The sequence below is a fragment of the Psychrobacter sp. 1176_08 genome (genome assembly GCF_052850615.1).
The window spans coordinates 230,286-247,718 of the sequence record NZ_VXCU01000004.1 but is presented as its reverse complement, the minus strand read 5'-3'; the positions used below and the strand labels follow the sequence as shown (position 1 = coordinate 247,718).

Annotated in this window: 19 protein-coding genes; 9 read left to right on the top strand and 10 right to left on the bottom strand. The window is 43.7% G+C overall.

What is annotated here, in order from left to right:
• Positions 1-437 precede the first annotated feature (437 nt).
• Together rpoN and hpf are read left to right on the top strand one after the other, a co-directional pair.
• Positions 438-2,102, top strand: a complete 1,665-nt coding sequence (rpoN, locus tag FW759_RS07020; RefSeq protein WP_446442555.1) for an RNA polymerase factor sigma-54 — start codon at positions 438-440, stop codon at positions 2,100-2,102.
• 360 nt (positions 2,103-2,462) lie between these two features.
• Positions 2,463-2,843 (top strand): ribosome hibernation-promoting factor, HPF/YfiA family, encoded by a 381-nt coding sequence (hpf, locus tag FW759_RS07015; RefSeq protein ID WP_062843668.1) that lies wholly within the window; start codon positions 2,463-2,465, stop codon positions 2,841-2,843.
• A gap of 292 nt (positions 2,844-3,135) precedes the next feature.
• On the opposite strand, the gene thiS is transcribed toward hpf, so the two are convergent.
• The 4 genes from thiS to FW759_RS06995 all read right to left on the bottom strand — a co-directional run bounded on the left by thiS (position 3,136) and on the right by FW759_RS06995 (position 5,507).
• A complete protein-coding gene (gene thiS, locus FW759_RS07010) occupies positions 3,136-3,336 on the bottom strand; it encodes a sulfur carrier protein ThiS (RefSeq protein WP_062843669.1) in 201 nt (66 codons plus the stop codon).
• Between the two features lie 104 nt (positions 3,337-3,440).
• The gene (locus FW759_RS07005; RefSeq protein ID WP_446442554.1) at positions 3,441-3,815 is read right to left on the bottom strand and encodes a DUF423 domain-containing protein; all 375 of its coding nucleotides are present in this window, start codon (positions 3,813-3,815) and stop codon (positions 3,441-3,443) included.
• A 128-nt stretch (positions 3,816-3,943) separates the two neighbouring features.
• A complete protein-coding gene (gene rpoH, locus FW759_RS07000) occupies positions 3,944-4,807 on the bottom strand; it encodes an RNA polymerase sigma factor RpoH (RefSeq protein WP_208855365.1) in 864 nt (287 codons plus the stop codon).
• Positions 4,808-5,048: 241 nt separating this feature from the next.
• Positions 5,049-5,507, bottom strand: coding sequence for a sulfurtransferase TusA family protein (locus FW759_RS06995; protein ID WP_446442553.1), 459 nt, complete (start codon positions 5,505-5,507; stop codon positions 5,049-5,051).
• 407 nt (positions 5,508-5,914) lie between these two features.
• Here FW759_RS06995 and FW759_RS06990 point away from each other — a divergent pair, with 407 nt between their 5' ends.
• Positions 5,915-7,609 (top strand): M48 family metalloprotease, encoded by a 1,695-nt coding sequence (locus FW759_RS06990; RefSeq protein WP_446442552.1) that lies wholly within the window; start codon positions 5,915-5,917, stop codon positions 7,607-7,609.
• Between the two features lie 110 nt (positions 7,610-7,719).
• Here the strand turns inward: FW759_RS06990 and FW759_RS06985 are convergent, their stop codons facing one another.
• Both FW759_RS06985 and rpsU read right to left on the bottom strand, forming a co-directional pair.
• Positions 7,720-8,169 (bottom strand): GatB/YqeY domain-containing protein, encoded by a 450-nt coding sequence (locus FW759_RS06985; RefSeq protein ID WP_446442551.1) that lies wholly within the window; start codon positions 8,167-8,169, stop codon positions 7,720-7,722.
• Positions 8,170-8,366: 197 nt separating this feature from the next.
• Positions 8,367-8,582, bottom strand: coding sequence for a 30S ribosomal protein S21 (gene rpsU, locus FW759_RS06980; protein ID WP_010195908.1), 216 nt, complete (start codon positions 8,580-8,582; stop codon positions 8,367-8,369).
• Positions 8,583-9,007: 425 nt separating this feature from the next.
• Here rpsU and FW759_RS06975 point away from each other — a divergent pair, with 425 nt between their 5' ends.
• The 6 genes from FW759_RS06975 (at position 9,008) to FW759_RS06950 (ending at position 13,047) form a co-directional block, all read left to right on the top strand.
• Positions 9,008-9,415: a hypothetical protein gene (locus FW759_RS06975; protein WP_446442550.1), complete on the top strand. Its 408-nt coding sequence runs from the start codon at positions 9,008-9,010 to the stop codon at positions 9,413-9,415.
• A gap of 89 nt (positions 9,416-9,504) precedes the next feature.
• On the top strand, positions 9,505-10,023 hold the full coding sequence (locus FW759_RS06970; RefSeq protein WP_446442549.1) for a c-type cytochrome: 519 nt from the start codon (positions 9,505-9,507) through the stop codon (positions 10,021-10,023).
• A gap of 238 nt (positions 10,024-10,261) precedes the next feature.
• A complete protein-coding gene (gene tsaD, locus FW759_RS06965; RefSeq protein ID WP_446442548.1) occupies positions 10,262-11,323 on the top strand; it encodes a tRNA (adenosine(37)-N6)-threonylcarbamoyltransferase complex transferase subunit TsaD in 1,062 nt (353 codons plus the stop codon).
• 53 nt (positions 11,324-11,376) lie between these two features.
• On the top strand, positions 11,377-11,748 hold the full coding sequence (gene crcB, locus FW759_RS06960; protein ID WP_446442547.1) for a fluoride efflux transporter CrcB: 372 nt from the start codon (positions 11,377-11,379) through the stop codon (positions 11,746-11,748).
• Positions 11,749-11,969: 221 nt separating this feature from the next.
• A complete protein-coding gene (locus FW759_RS06955) occupies positions 11,970-12,392 on the top strand; it encodes a hypothetical protein (RefSeq protein ID WP_446442546.1) in 423 nt (140 codons plus the stop codon).
• Between the two features lie 163 nt (positions 12,393-12,555).
• A complete protein-coding gene (locus tag FW759_RS06950) occupies positions 12,556-13,047 on the top strand; it encodes a hypothetical protein (RefSeq protein ID WP_446442545.1) in 492 nt (163 codons plus the stop codon).
• 262 nt (positions 13,048-13,309) lie between these two features.
• Here FW759_RS06950 and FW759_RS06945 read toward each other — a convergent pair whose 3' ends face one another.
• The 4 genes from FW759_RS06945 to potA form a co-directional block, all read right to left on the bottom strand.
• On the bottom strand, positions 13,310-14,200 hold the full coding sequence (locus FW759_RS06945) for a LysR family transcriptional regulator (protein WP_446442544.1): 891 nt from the start codon (positions 14,198-14,200) through the stop codon (positions 13,310-13,312).
• A 97-nt stretch (positions 14,201-14,297) separates the two neighbouring features.
• Positions 14,298-15,128: a spermidine/putrescine ABC transporter permease PotC gene (gene potC / locus FW759_RS06940; RefSeq protein ID WP_084387216.1), complete on the bottom strand. Its 831-nt coding sequence runs from the start codon at positions 15,126-15,128 to the stop codon at positions 14,298-14,300.
• Positions 15,128-16,006: a spermidine/putrescine ABC transporter permease PotB gene (gene potB, locus FW759_RS06935; protein WP_443571636.1), complete on the bottom strand. Its 879-nt coding sequence runs from the start codon at positions 16,004-16,006 to the stop codon at positions 15,128-15,130. Before potB ends, potC begins: the two co-directional genes overlap by 1 nt.
• The gene (gene potA / locus FW759_RS06930) at positions 16,006-17,262 is read right to left on the bottom strand and encodes a spermidine/putrescine ABC transporter ATP-binding protein PotA (protein WP_446442543.1); all 1,257 of its coding nucleotides are present in this window, start codon (positions 17,260-17,262) and stop codon (positions 16,006-16,008) included. Before potA ends, potB begins: the two co-directional genes overlap by 1 nt.
• Positions 17,263-17,433: the final 171 nt, after the last annotated feature.

The following is a 17,433-nucleotide window of genomic DNA, read 5'->3' as shown; positions in this document are numbered from 1 at the left end:
GGTTTATGATTTATGAGAGTGATTCTAAGGTTTTAGAGTATAAGCCCCATCGTTTTTTATCAAGCGCTTGAGTTTTTGAATATATTTACATTGCTTAGTATTTAACCACTGCCAAAGTAAAAAAATAATCAATGATGATAAAAGATACATAACAAATGCATGGTATTTTCAAAGTAGCAAAAGGGTATTTCAAATAGTATTTTGACAAGATAAGCTCTTTTCATTGGTCGTATATTTTGCTTGCCAGCAGCTATAAAAAATTGTGCTTAATAGCATTTGTGTCTTTAAATGAACTGACTATATCTGGGTAGACCATAAATTATCATAGCAAAATCGCAGCAAAAAATGCTATCGTCGTGTCCTAAGATCGTTAAACCTCTGCCTGAATTGGCAACATATATAGACTATCACCACCATCGGAGTGTAATAAGCCACCCATGAATATGTCGTTCGGATTGGCAACCACGCTGAATACCTCACAAAAACTGACACCGCAGATGCAGCAAGCCATCAAGTTGCTGCAACTCTCTAGTCTTGAGCTGGCGCAAGAGGTGCAGATCAAGCTGGACAGCAACCCTTTGCTTGAGCGGATTGAAGAAGACGAATACGAGTATGGTACTGACGATAGTGTCAATGAGTCAGACACCTCATTGACACTAGACAGTTGGAACCAAAGCACTGGCGCGGATTCTTTTGGTGAAGATTATGATGGTAATGAGTCGAAGTTTGACTATGATTCTGACTACAGTGATGAATTTAGCGACAGCTTAGATAAGTTACAGCAAGCCAGTATTGATGACGGTGCCATCGATAATTATGCGGCGGATGGCGATAGCCTTTTTGACACGAATAATTTCGACAACAGTAACTATGCATCTGCAACTAAGAATTCTAGTAACAGCAAAGGTGATGAGGACTTTGATAGTTATCAAGGCGGCACTTCTGCCACCATTCAAGACCACGTACGCTGGCAGCTTAATTTTAAGCGACTGTCAGAAGTGGACACTCTAATTGCCACGTATCTGATGGATTCTATGGATGACATGGGGTTTATTCGGCTGGATATCGATGAGCTATTGCAAAGCTTTGATACCATGGCAAACTTCTATCAGTGGGATGAGCGGGTTGAGTATGACGAAGTCATGGCGGTGCTGCGCGTCATCCAATCTTGCGATCCATTGGGTGTGGGTGCGCGCCATCTGAATGAATGTCTGGCGATTCAGTTGTCCAAACTCGATACAAATACGCCATATCTAAAAGAAGCACACGCGCTATTATTGGCTAGTGAGCATTTGGTCAGCAATAATATCAAAGCACTCACTGAACGCACTGGTCTTGCACCTAAAGACATCACACCTGCGCTCAATCTACTACGCACACTAAACCCCTCGCCAGGCCTGTTATTTCAGAGTAATCAGCCAGACTATACTCGCTCGACTGACAGTTATGATATTCCTGATGTGTTGGTCACGCCCATTCGCCGCCGCGATAGTAATGGCGACTCAGAGGCTCAAGAAGCGGGCTGGCATGTGCGCCTCAACCCTGATACGTTGCCAAAACTACAAGTCAATCAAGAGTATGCCAATCTGGTCAAACGCGGCGATGATAGCCCAGACAATCAATATCTACGTGAACACCTTACTGACGCCAGGTTGTTCATTCGCAGTATCGAAGAGCGAAATCAAAACCTACTCAAAGTCGCAACCAGCATCGTTCGTTATCAACAAGATTTCTTGCAATACGGCGCGACGGCAATGCAGCCCCTTATCTTAAAAGCCATTGCAGAAGAAGTGGATTTACACGAATCCACGGTCTCACGTTTGACCACCAGTAAAACCATTTTGACGTCGCAAGGATTATTCTCCCTCAAGCATTTCTTTTCATCTCATGTCAGCAGTGCAGACGGTGACATCTCATCGACTGCCATCAGTGCAATGATCAAAAAAATGATCACCGATGAAGACCCCAAAAAGCCCTTATCAGACAGTCGCATAAAAGATTGTTTATTGGCAGAGGGCATTGATATAGCCAGAAGAACAGTGGCCAAGTATCGTGAAGCGATGAATATTGGCTCATCTACCCAGCGTAAACAGAAATATTAATGCTGATAAGGTAATGAATTATAAGCCAATTTGTCCTATATCTATTGATAAGCCCGTCAAATATAAAAAATAAAATTTTTTGATTATATAGAAACATTTATGAAACAACAGCGTTTTTTACATTTAATTACAACTTAGCGTCTTGCTACTATTTCAGTTTCATGACAAATTAGAGCCATACCAACAATGAATCGCTAATCATTGTTCTACAGTAATAAAGAAAGCATGACGAAAGGAGACGTCTTTCTTATATTCCAAATGTTTAGGTTATTGTTGGTAAGGCAGGATGACAAAGGCAAGAACGCTGGCTCATCTGTTGATTAAAAGTAACAATGCAAGTAATAATAAAAGGACAATAATATGAATGTTTCTATCAGTGGTCACCATATCAGTGTTACCGAAGCTATGGACACAGCGGTTCGCGAAAAGCTTGTAAAAGTTGAACGACACTTTGATCAGATACAAAGTATTCAAGTGATCTTATCTTTAGACAATAGCGGCGCGAGTGATGGCGGTCAAAAAAGCCATAAAGCTGAAGCGATTATGCGAGTCTCAGGTCAAGAAATGTTTGTCCAAGCCTGTGAAGATGATATGTACAAAGCTATTAATGAAATGGCCGACAAACTTGATAGACAGGTGCGTAAGTATAAAACGCGTCAAGAACGTAAGAAGACTCAAGGAGCAGGGCGCGATCATCGTTATGAAGATCTGACCGTTGCTGATGCTGAACCAGCCGTCTGATTATATTGAGGTTTGGGAATATCAAATGAGTGTGGGTTAATAGTATAATAAGTATATAAAACCCCGTGTCATTTTAGTTTTCCAGACCCCAATATCTACAAAAGACCTCAAACGTAAAATACGTTGAGGTCTTTTTTTATTAGTGACTTTTGATTAATATGGCTTCTGATTAATGTTATTCACTCATAATACTGTTCAATCAATAGTCGTGCAGAACACTTATTCAGCAAATAGACTCTACAATAAATAATATATTCGTGGCTTAAGGCGATGTATGAGCTTGATCCAGTGATTAGCCACCACCGACTGCTTGGACGACTTCGATATTCATACCTTCAACGATATGTAATTGGGTCAGCTCGCTTTTGGGGATAAGCTCACCATCGACTTCTACCGCATAACGTCCTTGACTCAATCCAAGCTCATTGATGACCAATTGCACGGTCTGATGCGTGGTTTGTAAGTGTTTGCCATTCACACTGATATTGCTCATACAACGTTCTCCTTGATAATTTGGTAATCCTTATTGCCAATCCGTTCTTACCATCGACTTGACCTGATAGCGAATCGATTAACTGCTTAAATGGTTGGCGGCAGTTAACTGCTGGCATGACCCAAACGAAAAGCCGATACGGCAAGCCATAGCCAACCTGCAATCATCAAAATACCACCGATAGGGGTGACGGCACCAAACCAGCGCGGTGCACCCAGCGTCATGGCATACAAACTACCAGCAAATATAATAACGCCAATCTGTAATAACCACGCTGTGGTATGAGAGATATATTTTAATTGGATTAATAAACCCACGAGTAGCAAACCAAGTGCATGGACAAATAGATATAAGGTTGCCGTATGCCACCATTCAAGCTGCTGAGCACTGACCAAGCTTTTTAACCCGTGAGCGCCAAAGGCGCCTAGAGCGACTGCTATCGCCATATTGATTGCAGCAATACCTATCCAATTTATCATGGCAACACTCATATTATCTAAAAGCCGTTAATAGCATATCAATATATTCGATGTATACAGCTCAAAAGGTCGTTAACCGCCACAGTCATCGACAGTTATTGTCCAAACCTAGCGATGACTGCTCCTTGCTACTGAATGTCTTCTGGCAAGATAACACTATCGATGGTCATCGCGTCACGAATTTTATCCATAGCGTTTTTCTCGATTTGGCGTACCCGCTCTGCCGAGATGGAGTAGACCGCTGCCAACTCATGCAAAGTAGATTTTTGCTCAGAGAGCCAGCGCTGCTCGACGATATCACGCGAACGATCATCCAATGTGCCCATCGCTGCTATTAAGGCGGATGAATTGTTTTCTTCCCAGTCTTCTTCTTCTAACTGTTCAGCAGGATCAATACCATCTTCTAAGAAAAGCTGCGGTGCATAGCGGCCATCGTCATCATCACTCGATTGTGCTTCAAACGATGCATCGTAAGAAGTAAGGCGAGATTCCATTTCGAGCACTTGCTTACGCGTGACATTCAAGTCAGCAGCAATCGCGTCCGCTTCTTCCAACGTCAGTTGATTGTTGGTTTTTTTGAGGCTACGAAGGTTAAAGAACAGTTTGCGATGCGCTTTGGTCGTCGCAACTTTAACAATGCGCCAGTTACGAATGACGAATTCATGAATTTCAGCTTTGATCCAATGGACAGCAAAAGAAACCAGACGCACGCCTTTATTTGGGTCAAAGCGCTTGACCGCCTTCATGAGTCCCAAATTACCTTCTTGAATCAAATCTGCTTGCGGCAAGCCATACCCTGAATAGCTACGGGCAATATGAATCACAAAACGCAAATGCGACATAACTAGCAGTCGCGCAGCTTCCACATCACCTTCATCGTAATAGCGATGCGCCAATTCCTGTTCTTGTAACGGGGTCAAAATTGGGATTTGATGCACAGTATTAATATAAGCACCCAAGTTGACGCCAGGCGCTGACAAATGAGTCGGCATCGCCGGTACTAAATCGCGAGTACTGGTATCGCCAAGCGCGCTCGCATCATAAGGGGGTCGCTGGGCAGCGGCTTTTAACGCGGCGTCACGTGCGTCATTTTTTATGGGTGCTGCGCTGTCTTTTTTACTCGTTTTTGCAGCATCAGTAGTAGTATTAGCCATATTCTTGACCTTGATTAGATAGTTACACAAATAGTCAGATAAAAATCTTTATAGTTCTAATTGTAAAGGATAGCAACGTTTAGTTGCTATCAGTTTTGGTAATGATGAAGTGATATATTGTATCGAAATGCTGGGTTAAAGAGCCATCAGTCGGCGGCTCATTAGTGTACTTATTCACAGTTAATAATAACGGGTTTTCTGTATTCGATTGCTGGCTTTGACGACAAAAAGCGGTGATGTCTGCTTGTGAGTTGGCATCAGTGGCGACTACATATAAAGATTCGCCATTTACAACATCGCGCAGTCCCACCTTAGTCTTTAGTAATGGCATCGGACAGGCAAGTCCTCGGCCATCGACAAAGCGCTTGATAACGATAGTCTGTTGGTTTACGTCCGCGTCATGGCTTGGCGTATTAGTCTCTGCCTGTAACAATGATAGTAGGCCATTGACCTTTTGCTCGTCAGCGTCAGACAAAGTGGCTGCCAAGCTGATAGAGGGTAGCGCGTTCGTGGTGGATAACTGACTATCAGTGGACATAAACTAAACCTTATAAATATCAATCAGTTGGTATGTGTTACTATGATTATGAGCAGTATTTGGGGTTTAGGACGGCAATGTTTATAGTAACCATATCACTGTCTGATACCAGTTGTTATAGCGCATTGAAGTATTAGCACTAATCAACCAGCAGTCTGACCCTATTGCTATTATACCAAAGAGCCGATGCGCAATTGCAGTTGAATATTATCAACACAATATTCGGTTCATTAGAATTACACAGTCATGTTTCACAATAGTGACGCGCCGCTAAGTGATTGGTAGTTAAATGCATATGAGAATTGACCTAACATAGGCAAACTCGTATAGTCGAAAAACATCTTTCACTTGCATAGGATGCGTACTTGTCCCGAGCTGATAGACAGTCGATACTTGGTGGAGCAACCATGAATTTTTTCAATACATATACGATTACCAAAGGCTTGCTAAAAACCACATCGCCTTTATACAATCGACAAAAAACCCGTCTGTCTATGGCAGTATCAAGCGCTATCAGGTTTGGTGTGTCCTCAGTATTGTTGGTAGCGACGAGCGCCAATAGTAGCGATATCAATAATGTCATTAGTAATAATGATATGAGTAACAGCGGTAATAACCAAGCATCATCATTTGCTTATAATTCATGGAGCACCACTGACCCAAAAGAGTTAAGTTTACCGAGCTTACGTGGACAGGGTTTGAGTTTTGATGAGCAATATCAAAATAAATTGCTCGGTGAATGGTCACTACGAAAAGCCAATAGTCAAATCAAGATGGAGCACGATCCTTGGATTCAAGAAACGGTAAAAGACATGACGTGGCGTTTGAATGCGCAAGCGCGGCAGCAAGCGCCAATGGCTGTGGTGATTATTGATAGTCCAAGCATCAACGCTTTTGCAGCACCAGGAGGCGTCATTGGTCTCAATACTGGGACGATATTGGCTGCCGATAGTATGGATGAGCTTGCTAGTGTGGTGGCTCATGAGGTCGCTCACATTAGCCAACATCATTATGAGAGTGGGGCAGATGAACGCAGAAAGGCCATACTCATGCAGCTGGGCGGTATGCTGGCTGCTATTGCAGCATCAGCGGTCGATGGCGATGCAGCTGCGGCAGTCATGATGGGCAGTCAAACGGCTACAATGAATAGCAGCATGGCGTTTAGTCGTAGCAACGAGCGTGAAGCCGATCGTGTAGGCATGCAAATCATGACCCAAGCTGGCTATGACCCAAGAGCCATGCCACGGTTTTTTGCCACCATGAATCAACAAAGTCAGCTCAACCAAGTCGAAAATCGGTTTTTACCCAGTTTTGTTCAATCGCATCCGCTCAGTAATGAGCGTTTGAGTGAGGCACAGAGTCGCGCGCAGAGTTATCCTTCTTTATCATTGAAACAGCAGCAGCGCTATCAGACCTTGTTTGATTTGCTCTACTGGCGCGTAAAAAGTACGGGTAAGCATGCTTCTGAGACAGAATTAAGTACGGCTGCTAAAAATAGTGTGGGTGCGAAGTTGGCACTAATGCATTGGTATGGTGAACAACAACGCTTTCAAGATGCCAATGAGGTATTGGCGAGCATCAACGCATTGCCAGCGGTGCAGCGTCAAGCCTTAGAGCCTTTGCTATCCATTACCCAGAGCCAAATTTTAAGTGAACAAGACAAATGGACACAGGCCGCTGACATTTTGGAGAGCCAGCAGCGTTTATATCCTGAGCGTCGTGATTTACGCCTGTATCTCGCAGAAGCGCTGACCAATAGTAATGAGCCTATGAAGGCTCAAGCATTACTCAAACCATTGACGCAGCAGCAGCCAAGCGATCGTTTTGCTTGGCAAAGCCTACAGTTGGCCAATGAAAAACTTGCCAAAACCACAACCTCGCCAGAGCTTGCCAGTATCGCTACCATCAACGCGTTACGCTATCGCAGCCATGACCAACTATGGAGCGGTCGCTACGAGCGCGCCCTCACGTCGCTCACACAAGCCAAACAACTGGCGGAAAACTTGCAAAATACGCCTCAAGCCAATAGCGCACGCCCGTTACTCGCCAATATAAATGCCGAGCTCAAAGCCATAAAAACCGCCAAAGACTTTGAGCCTTAGGCGGTCATTTTCATAGTACTTTCTCTTTATGAATAGCACTATATTTATGAACCGTACTGTCTTTAGGGTAGGTTGTGAACGTCTTGGTTTATTGTAGACTGTCTATTGCTCTACCCTTGGAGTGCGTCTTTTACCAGTTTTGAGATCAAAGCTGGATCCGCACGACCAGCCGTTTTATTCTTCAATACGCCCATGACACTGCCCATATCACGCATTGATGTGGCACCTTGTTCAGCGATTTCGGCATTGACTAAAGCACTGATCTCGTCATCAGTCATTTGTTTTGGCATAAACTCATTGATGATATCAATCTCAAACTGCTCTTTGGCCGCCAAATCATCACGACTGTTTTCTGTAAAAATATTCAGCGACTCTTGACGTTGCTTGAGCTGTTTTTGTAGCACCTCTAATACTTGTGCATCGTCAAGCTCTGTTTGACGGTCAATCTCAATTTGCTTGATGACGGCTTGCACATTGCGCAAAACTTTAACACGCTCAAGCTCACGAGCTTTCATAGAAGTTTTGATTGTGTCTGATAACGTCTGTTTAAGTTGGCTCACTGTTATTATCCTTGTACGTTAAATTTTATTTGATACATGCTATTTGTGAATATTTGGCTAAACGCCTGCTGATGCGGTTTTTAAGCAAAATGATATAAGCAATAATAACAAAAATTGTAGCATAAAAAACGCCACTGATATCGATGGATAACAGTGGCGTTAGTGTAGCGCTTGTACTTAACTAATCAGAGTATTGATTAGTACATACGAGTGGTACGAATAGTTTCGCGTTGTAACTTTTTCTTATAACGCTTTACAGCAGCTGCTTTTTTACGCTTACGTACTTGCGTTGGTTTTTCATAAAACTCACGCTTACGTACGTCTGATAATACGCCAGCTTTTTCACAAGCACGCTTGAAACGACGGATAGCAATATCAACTGGTTCGTTTTCTTTAACCTTAACTGCAGGCATGAAGACTCCTCGATTAGGATGAGATATAAGGGCATTAGTTTGGCTGTGTATTAGTATTTAGCCGTAATATCTCAAGATTACAGGCATCAGCTCAAACTAGGACAATCTTGCGCATTGGTGCAAGGGCACGTATTTTAATCAAAAATATCAACAAAGTCAATGATTTTAATGGATTAATCCCTATTTATCATTCAGTTGCAGGAGAAGATTGCGACAATCATAACGGTGTATGAGAGGTATGAAACTTCTAGAGTATGGCTTGCAAATGCACGAAAAATAACGGAAAAGGATGGTGGGTCGCCTGATAGAGCAATAATAAAAAACCCTACTGTCTATAACGGTTTGTCTAGACTTTATGCTATGATATTTGCAAATAGTAGTCAGCATATCAACCGTTTTATATGCATTTTATTGAGGATGTTGGAATGAGACAATCTGTACTGAATACGGCACTAAGCACCACTCTTGTTGTCACGCTTGGTTTTGTTGTGAGTGCTTGTAGTAGTGACAAAGAAGGTGAACATGAGTCACATGAAGTATTAGCAATAGATCGCGTAGATGAAGCAGCTGAAATGGCTCGTGCAAAGGCGCCTGAAGCCGAAAAGATGGATTTCCCAGAAGCCGCAGCGCCAATGCCAGCAGCTGAAGGGGATGCGGCAGCAGGCACGGCAACTACAGATATGGCCACGATAGAAACAGGAACAGCTGATACCGCGACTGCTACTGACAGCACAGATGCAGCCATGACTGGTACGGACGCTGGTGCTGCTACAGATAGTGCTGATACCGCTGCTACTACTGAAACGGCAACAACTGACGCGGCTCCTCAATAAGCGCTAGATGCGTATGTTAGATAAGCGTGGCATAAGCCAACATTATGATAAGCAGTAGCCAATATGAATGATCGAATAGAGATGTCAGCATGAGACAGAAATCGGGTACACACATACTTACTTTATCTGCTGTCGGTATAAGCGCGCTACTGCTACTTAGTGCCTGTAGCAGTGATAGTGGTAATGACGGTAGTGATCAGCCTGCTGAAGACTCGACCGCGGTGAGTGACTCTGTCGCTACCGCTGAGGTGACAGAAGCATCACCGACCGCTGAACCCGACACTGCTATACCTGAAGCTGACGCAGAGCCTGCTGTCAAGCCTGTCATTGAAGAAGCGGCAGCGCAAGCTGAGCCTGAAATGTTGGCTGCGGATGCAGGCGCGACTCTATATGACTCCAACTGCAAAGTGTGTCATGACGCAGGATTGTTAAATGCGCCCAAATATGGTGACCAGATGGCTTGGTCGACGCGTCTGACCAAGGATAAAGAAACCCTTTATATTCATTCTGCTAAAGGGTTTAATAAAATGCCTGCACAAGCGGTAAACGGTGTCACGGACGCGCAAGTAAAAGCGGCTGTTGATTATATGCTGGCGTCGGTCAGCTGATACGGTATATATAGAGTATATCAGCCATTGAAATTTGCTAAACTGACCGTCATTGTGACTGACAATGACGGTTTTTTTATGCTCGTTTTTATTAATGCCTTGCTCACAAATGTCATCGGCGGTTTTAAACGCGTTTGGTGTAATAACTGTGATGATGACACTCATTTTTTTACTACTGAGATGTTAGCAAATGGCATAAAATAAAAAACGCGGCAAAAGACGATATAAAGGCAAAAGTATGAAGGTATTGGGGTTAGAAACATCGTGTGATGAGACGGGACTTGCGATTTTTGATAGTGAGCAAATGGATAGTGACAATCAAGGTTTGCTCGGTCAAGTGTTGTATTCGCAAATAGAGCTGCATGCGCTTTATGGCGGTGTGGTGCCTGAGCTTGCTAGTCGTGATCACATACGTAAGCTTGTGCCTTTATTGAATGAGTTATTAGCACAATGTGGCATTAGCAAAAACGAGATCGATGCAATTGCCTATACCAAAGGGCCTGGATTGATTGGCGCTTTGATGACAGGTGCCTTATTTGGCCGTAGCTTGGCGTATGGCTTAGATATTCCAGCGATTGGTATTCACCATATGGAGGGGCACTTGCTTGCACCGCTGATGGGTGCCAATCCGCCAGCATTTCCTTTTGTGTCGTTATTGGTGTCGGGCGGCCATACTTTGCTGATCGCTGCTCATGGTGTGGGTCGCTATGAGATATTGGGCGAATCGATAGATGATGCTGCAGGGGAGTGCTTTGATAAAGCCGCCAAGATGCTTGGCTTGCCGTACCCAGGTGGCCCCAATATCGCCAAATTGGCCGAAACTGGCAATCCAAATGCCTACGACTTACCGCGTCCCATGCTGCATCGCGGCTTGGATTTTTCTTTTAGTGGTATGAAAACAGCGGTACATAATCTGATTAAAGATACGCCACTCTCAGGCGGCTCAGGAAACAACGGCTCTGATAGCGACCCGCAAGTTCGTGCCGATATTGCTGCCAGCTTTCAACATGCCGTGGTCGATACCTTGGTAAAAAAATGCGTCAAAGCGCTCAAGCAAGCAGATATGAGCCGATTGGTGATTGCCGGCGGTGTGAGTGCCAATACGCATTTGCGTGAGACGTTAGAAGCTGAGCTGGCTAAAATAAATGCCACGGTTCATTATGCGCCGCCTGCCTTATGTACTGATAATGGCGCGATGATTGCCTATGCAGGTTACGAGCGCTTGCAAGCTGGGCAGTCAGATGATTTGGCGGTAAGCTGTGTGCCTCGTTGGCCGATGACCGAGCTACCGGCCGTATAGCTGCTTTATTTGGCCGTACATTTATTAATGGTTATTTGATTTAGGAACAGTCTATGCAGTGGCTCGCTATTGGTTTGGGAGCAGCATTTGGTGCTTGTTTGCGTGCGTGGTTATCGCGTTTTAATGCGCTACACAACTGGATACCACTTGGCACGCTCGGCGCCAATATTTTGGGCGGACTGCTGATAGGACTGGCATTGGTGTGGTTTGAGCGTATGGGAAGTGGTCTGTCTGATAACGTTCGTGTGTTTGTGATTACTGGGTTTTTGGGCGGGTTGACTACCTTTAGTACTTTCAGTGCGGAGGTATTTGGCTTTATCCATGACGGGCGGCTGTTGGCAGGGCTGGCATTAATAGGTTTGCATGTTGGACTGACGTTATTGGCAACAGCCATTGGCTTTTACTTTTTTAAGTGCGTGCTTTGAGCTTTTATCGATATCACCTGCTTAATTAGTGGTCTGTTTTAAGTAGTTACCGAAATATAGTCTATTTTAAGTGGTTCATTAATAGGTTTGAGGGGTGAAATAGCTGGTTCTATTGGAGTATGCCTTTTAAAACTGATTATTTAAAATGATAAAAAACGAGTTCAAAGTAAAATATGTCATTTCTCAATGATTTGATGTAGTCAGAATAGGAAGAGTAATACGTGAAAAAACTAGCCCCTTTCTCAGAAATGATTGGTACTTCCAACCCCATAATAAATTCAAAAGAATTTCCAAGTGTAAGAACTAAAGTTAACAAACTATCAAATACTGATGCAGATACTGTTTATGAATATTTGATAAATGGCATAGAAGTAATAGAATTTCTATCACCTGAGCTAGATATCATTGATAGTAAAGTTAATGTTCGAACTATCGTCTTTACTGATGGTTGCTATCTCTGGACGATGATGGTTCCTCATCTAGTAAAAAACTATAAAGTGTCCTTACCAGAAGAGTTTATGCATTATTCCAGAAAACAGAACAAGCATGCCAATCAATATGATAATGATCGTATAAAACAAATACTGGACAGCCTCAAAGGTAAAAAAATTGATAATTATGTGAGGTTTAGTAATGATGAATAATTAACTTATTTCTATTATTTATTATTCATTTTCCTTAAGGAAATTTTTGGGAATAAGTTCGATACCTGTATAGCGCATCGAACCAGTAAAGGCATTTAATTGGTTAAGCCAAGCAGCCTAACTTAAATAAAGGATCTCCGATATACTTGGGGCGGTTCACACAATGAAAAAATTTAAATTATTACCTCATTACTACGAAGAAATACCTGACAAACTTAGAAGTCCTGACTCAGAATATTACCTGGGAGAGAGTATATTATCTCGTTATCCAAGAATTAAAGACCACATAGGGACTCTAGAAAAAAAGGAAATGGAAATCCTAGTGAAGTATATGAAAAAAGGTATTTATTGTGGCGGTGTTTTTAGTGAGCGTGATATTGTTAATGGTTTTAGCTCAATACCTACAGCTTCTTTATCTGATGGCAAATATTGTTGGGCCGAATCTCATATATATTATATGAAAAACTATCAATTAAACCTTCCTGAATCATTTAAAAAATATGTTTACTCGTTAAATGGTGATTATAAGTATCTAGAAAAAATAGATGAAAGGTTACTTAATGAAGAGATAGGTCTATTTTTGGATGATCCTGTTGAAATCACGCCTGAGTCAGTGAAGAAAATGTATGATAAAGACAGGTATATTAGTTATTGAAATTTGAAAGCTCTGTAATAACGTGTAATCATTATAGTTAGTTCACAATAAAAAAATGGTCATATCTATTCTTGAATCCCTTGTTACATGTTTACTGTGAAGTACACTACTATGACCTAATTTACCAAAACTACCGGTACCATTAGCCTATAGCCAAAGGTTCAAGCCCTCTCTAGGGAACCATCATTGCTCCCAGCGCCTATCATAACGTAGGAAAGCGGACGATATATCATAACCAAGAAATGTAATAAACAGTGGAGTATTAAACTGGCTTTACGATTCCTGCCAATAAACTGGCAAATCCTTGCATGTAGGTAATATCCTGACTAGCGGTACGTGTGGCGGCATAAAGCTGGCAACGTACGCCATCGCCCAGTTTTCGTGAGACCACCCAACCTTTTTTCTCATATTCGGCCACTACCCAATCGGGCAGGGCAGCCACACCGCGCTCACTCGCAACCAATTGGATAAGCATGGCAGTCAATTCCGTTGTGCGGATACTCTTAAAGCTTGCTTGCGCGGGTGTCATAAATTTGGCAATGATATCGAGACGCTTCGCTTCCACTGGATACGCAATCAATATCTCATCAATCAAATCTTCAGGGTTAATATGGTCTTGTGCTGCCAGATCATGGGTGGGTGAGAGTACCAAGCGGCTTTCATACTCAAACAGGGGCTGATAGCTGATACCTTCTATTGGCAAGTCACTGGTGGTAATCAGCAAATCAATATCCCCCTCCATCAATAAGTGGTGCGGCTCAGGTTCAAAACCAGTAGCAAAATCCAGCTCTACATCTGACCATTCGCGGCGATAATGATTGAGAATCGGCATGAGCCAGTCAAAACAACTGTGACACTCAGACGCGAGGCGCAATCTGCCTGCTTGACCATGAGCCAAGCGTTTCAGATTGGATTTGGTACGAGTCACCTGCGGCATGATACTGTCTGCCAGTGCCAATACCATTTTGCCTGCGGGTGTAAAAGTGAGCGGGCGGGTACGACGGTTCACCAAGCTGATGTCGTAATAATTCTCTAGCTCCTTTAGCTGGTGTGAGACAGCAGAAGCGGTCACGTGTAACTCATCGGCGGCCGCAGCAAGCGAGCCGTGTGCTCGTAGCGCTGTTAAAGTATTGAGATGGCGGAGCTCTAACATAAGATAACCTGACCACTAAGATGAGAAGTATTCATTATAATCCATATAGCGCTGACTTTCACTCAAAGCTTATGGTTAATAGCTGTTACTTAATTGGTTAGCGTCGACGTAACAATAGCTGTGAGATAATGACCAGCACTAAAGAAGCAGCAAGCAGCAGCGTTCCGATAGCGTTGACTTCTGGTTTGAGACCCACGCGTACCATCGAGTAAATACGTAGGGGTAAAATCTCATAGCTAGGGCCTGTGACAAAGGTCGACACCACCACATCATCTAATGATAAAGTAAAGGCAAGCAACCAACCGGCCATGACGGCTGGTAGAATAACCGGAATCAGTACAGTACGTACCATCGTTGACTCACTAGCGCCCAAATCGCGTGCTGCTTCCATCAGACGCTCATCCAAACTACTCAAGCGAGCAAAAACTGTGATAACCACGAAAGGCAAGCAAAACGTGATGTGCGCCAGCAGTAGTGAGACAAAGCCCAACTGCATACCAATCAATAAAAATAGTGCCAATAAGGAGATGGCAAGGACAATCTCAGGCGACATCATCAACACAAACAGCAGGCCGTTAAGTAAGCCTTTACCACGGAATTTATACCGATGTAGAGCAAGCGCGGTCAAGGTTCCAATCAAGGTTGAAACAGTTGCAGCAACCAATCCGAGCACAATAGAGTGCCAAAAAGCGTCAAGCATGGCTTGATTGTTAAAGAGCGACTCATACCACTTTAAGCTAAACCCGCCCCAGTTATAGCCAATTTTTGACTTATTGAATGACATCACCACTAAGACAATGATGGGTAAATATAATAACGCGTAAATCAGTCCCAGATAGCCTTTTGCCGCCATACTGCCGATCTTGAACGAGCGTTTGTGTTTGATAGATGTGTGACTAGGCGAGTGGTGTAATGAGTTATTCGACATCAGGCCACCTCATTAAAGTCAGTTTTACCAATACGGCGACTGCTGGCACGATAAGCCAGTAGTAGCACCGCCATCGCCACTGTCAGCAGCACGCTAGCCGCTGCCCCAAACGGCCAATCGCGCGCATCCAAAAATTGATTTTTGATGATATTACCAACCAGTAGATTGCGTGAACCGCCCAAAATATCGGCCACATAGAACATACCCATCGCCGGTAACAATACCAAAAGTACGCCTGAGATAATCCCAGGCGTGGTCAAAGGCAGTACCACATGCCAAAAGGTCTGCGTTTTTGACGCCCCCAAGTCTTGTGAGGCGAGCAGCATATCGTTGCGCAAATCCGTAAACACCGCATACAAGGGCAGTACCATAAAAGGAAACAGCAAATAGGTGAGACCAGCAATCACGGCCCCTTGCGTATATAAGATATCAATAGGTGCATCGATTACACCGATGGCCAACAAGGATTTGTTAATCAAACCGTTATTGGCAAACAGCAATTTGAGGGCATATGTCCGTACTAAAGAGTTGGTCCAAAACGGCAGAATCAGGAGCATCATGAGCAGAGGCTGCCAGCGCACTTTTGCCTTGGATACTAGCCATGCAAAGGGATAACCCAGCAAGAGACAAATAACCGTTGTGATACTGGCCATCCATAGTGAGTGAACAAACACCTCAAAATAGAGCGGATCCATCATACGGATATAGCTATCAATGCTGACCGGCAAGCTGATAAATGCACTGCTGTCACGCGTCAAAAAGCTGACCGCGATGACCAATATGTTGGGTAATAATGCAAAAATCAGCAACCAACCCCAAATCAGCCACAGGGTCGCCGTACGAAAAGGACTTTTATTGCCTAAGCTAGTACGTGCCATTAGCTGCCATCCTTTTGTACGATTGGGTTTTGTCCATCACCTATTTGCTCAGCATTAGGATCGTCAGGCAATACCCATTCCCAGCCATCAACCCACGAGACTTTGACCGCCTCATTCAACTTATAATCAAAGCTTGGATCGTCTTCATCAAAAAACTCAGACGCTTTGATAACATGACCATTTGCCAATTCAATAATCGAATCTAAGGTACTGCCTTTATAGTTACTTTCGATGACGTGACCCAGCAAGCCCGTATGTGTCAGATCTTTAGGGTCATAAATCCGTAAATCTTCAGGGCGCAGTAGCAAGTTTACGATATCGCCCACTTGCACCCCATTCGCAAAATCAGGAAGACGCAAATTGCGCAAGGTCGTTGGACCTTCTTGCGCTTGTGCCTCGCAGACCTCGACCTCGATACGTCCATTGGTCACTTTACCATCACGGTCAGGCTGGTCTGGATACACGCCTTTGACCTCTGCTTTGAAGAGATTGGTCTCACCAATGAATTTGGCAGTAAATAAATTGGACGGTGTTTCATAAATCTCAATTGGTGTGCCAATTTGTTGAAACTTACCGTCTTTCATCACAGCAATGCGATCTGACATAGAAAGCGCTTCTTCTTGGTCATGAGTCACAAAAACAAAAGTAATGCCAAGCTCGCGTTGCAAACGCTTTAACTCTGATTGCATTTGTAGGCGTAGCTTATGATCGAGTGCGGACAAAGGCTCATCTAATAACAGCAGTTTGGGGCGATTGATGACGGCACGTGCAATGGCAACTCGTTGTTGCTGACCACCTGATAAATCTTGCGGCTTACGATTGGCCAAGTGCTCTAGCTGCACCATGGCCAGCATTTCACGTACGCGAGTTTGAATCTCATCTTTGGGTACTTTTTTGAGCTTAAGACCATAGGCCACGTTTTGAGCGACGGTCATATGCGGAAACAGAGCATACTGTTGAAACACCGTATTAACGGGTCGTTTATCCGCTGGCAACCCTGCCATCTGCGCACCATCCAAATATATCGCTCCAGCATTTGGTTGCTCAAATCCTGCAATCAAGCGGAGCAAGGTGGTTTTCCCGCAGCCTGATGGACCAAGCAAGGTCAAAAATTCACCATGCCTAATATCAAGGTTGATATCGGTCAAGACCTCGGTTTGGTCATAGATTTTTTTGAGACCAGTTAGTTGCAACAGCACAGGACTTGCGCCTGCGAGCGCAGTGGCTTTGTGTGTGTTCAAAGATGAGTTGGTCATAGTATCTGTTCCTAAGCCGCCAATATGCCAGTGCAATATTTAACATAGATTGCTGCAATATCGATAAAGGGTATGAGCATGAGCGTGGTCGTCTGATTGCTGCGTATTATAACAAACCCGTGATATAAATCAGTGCAAGTTCGTTAAAGTCGTACGATCGACGATGAGATG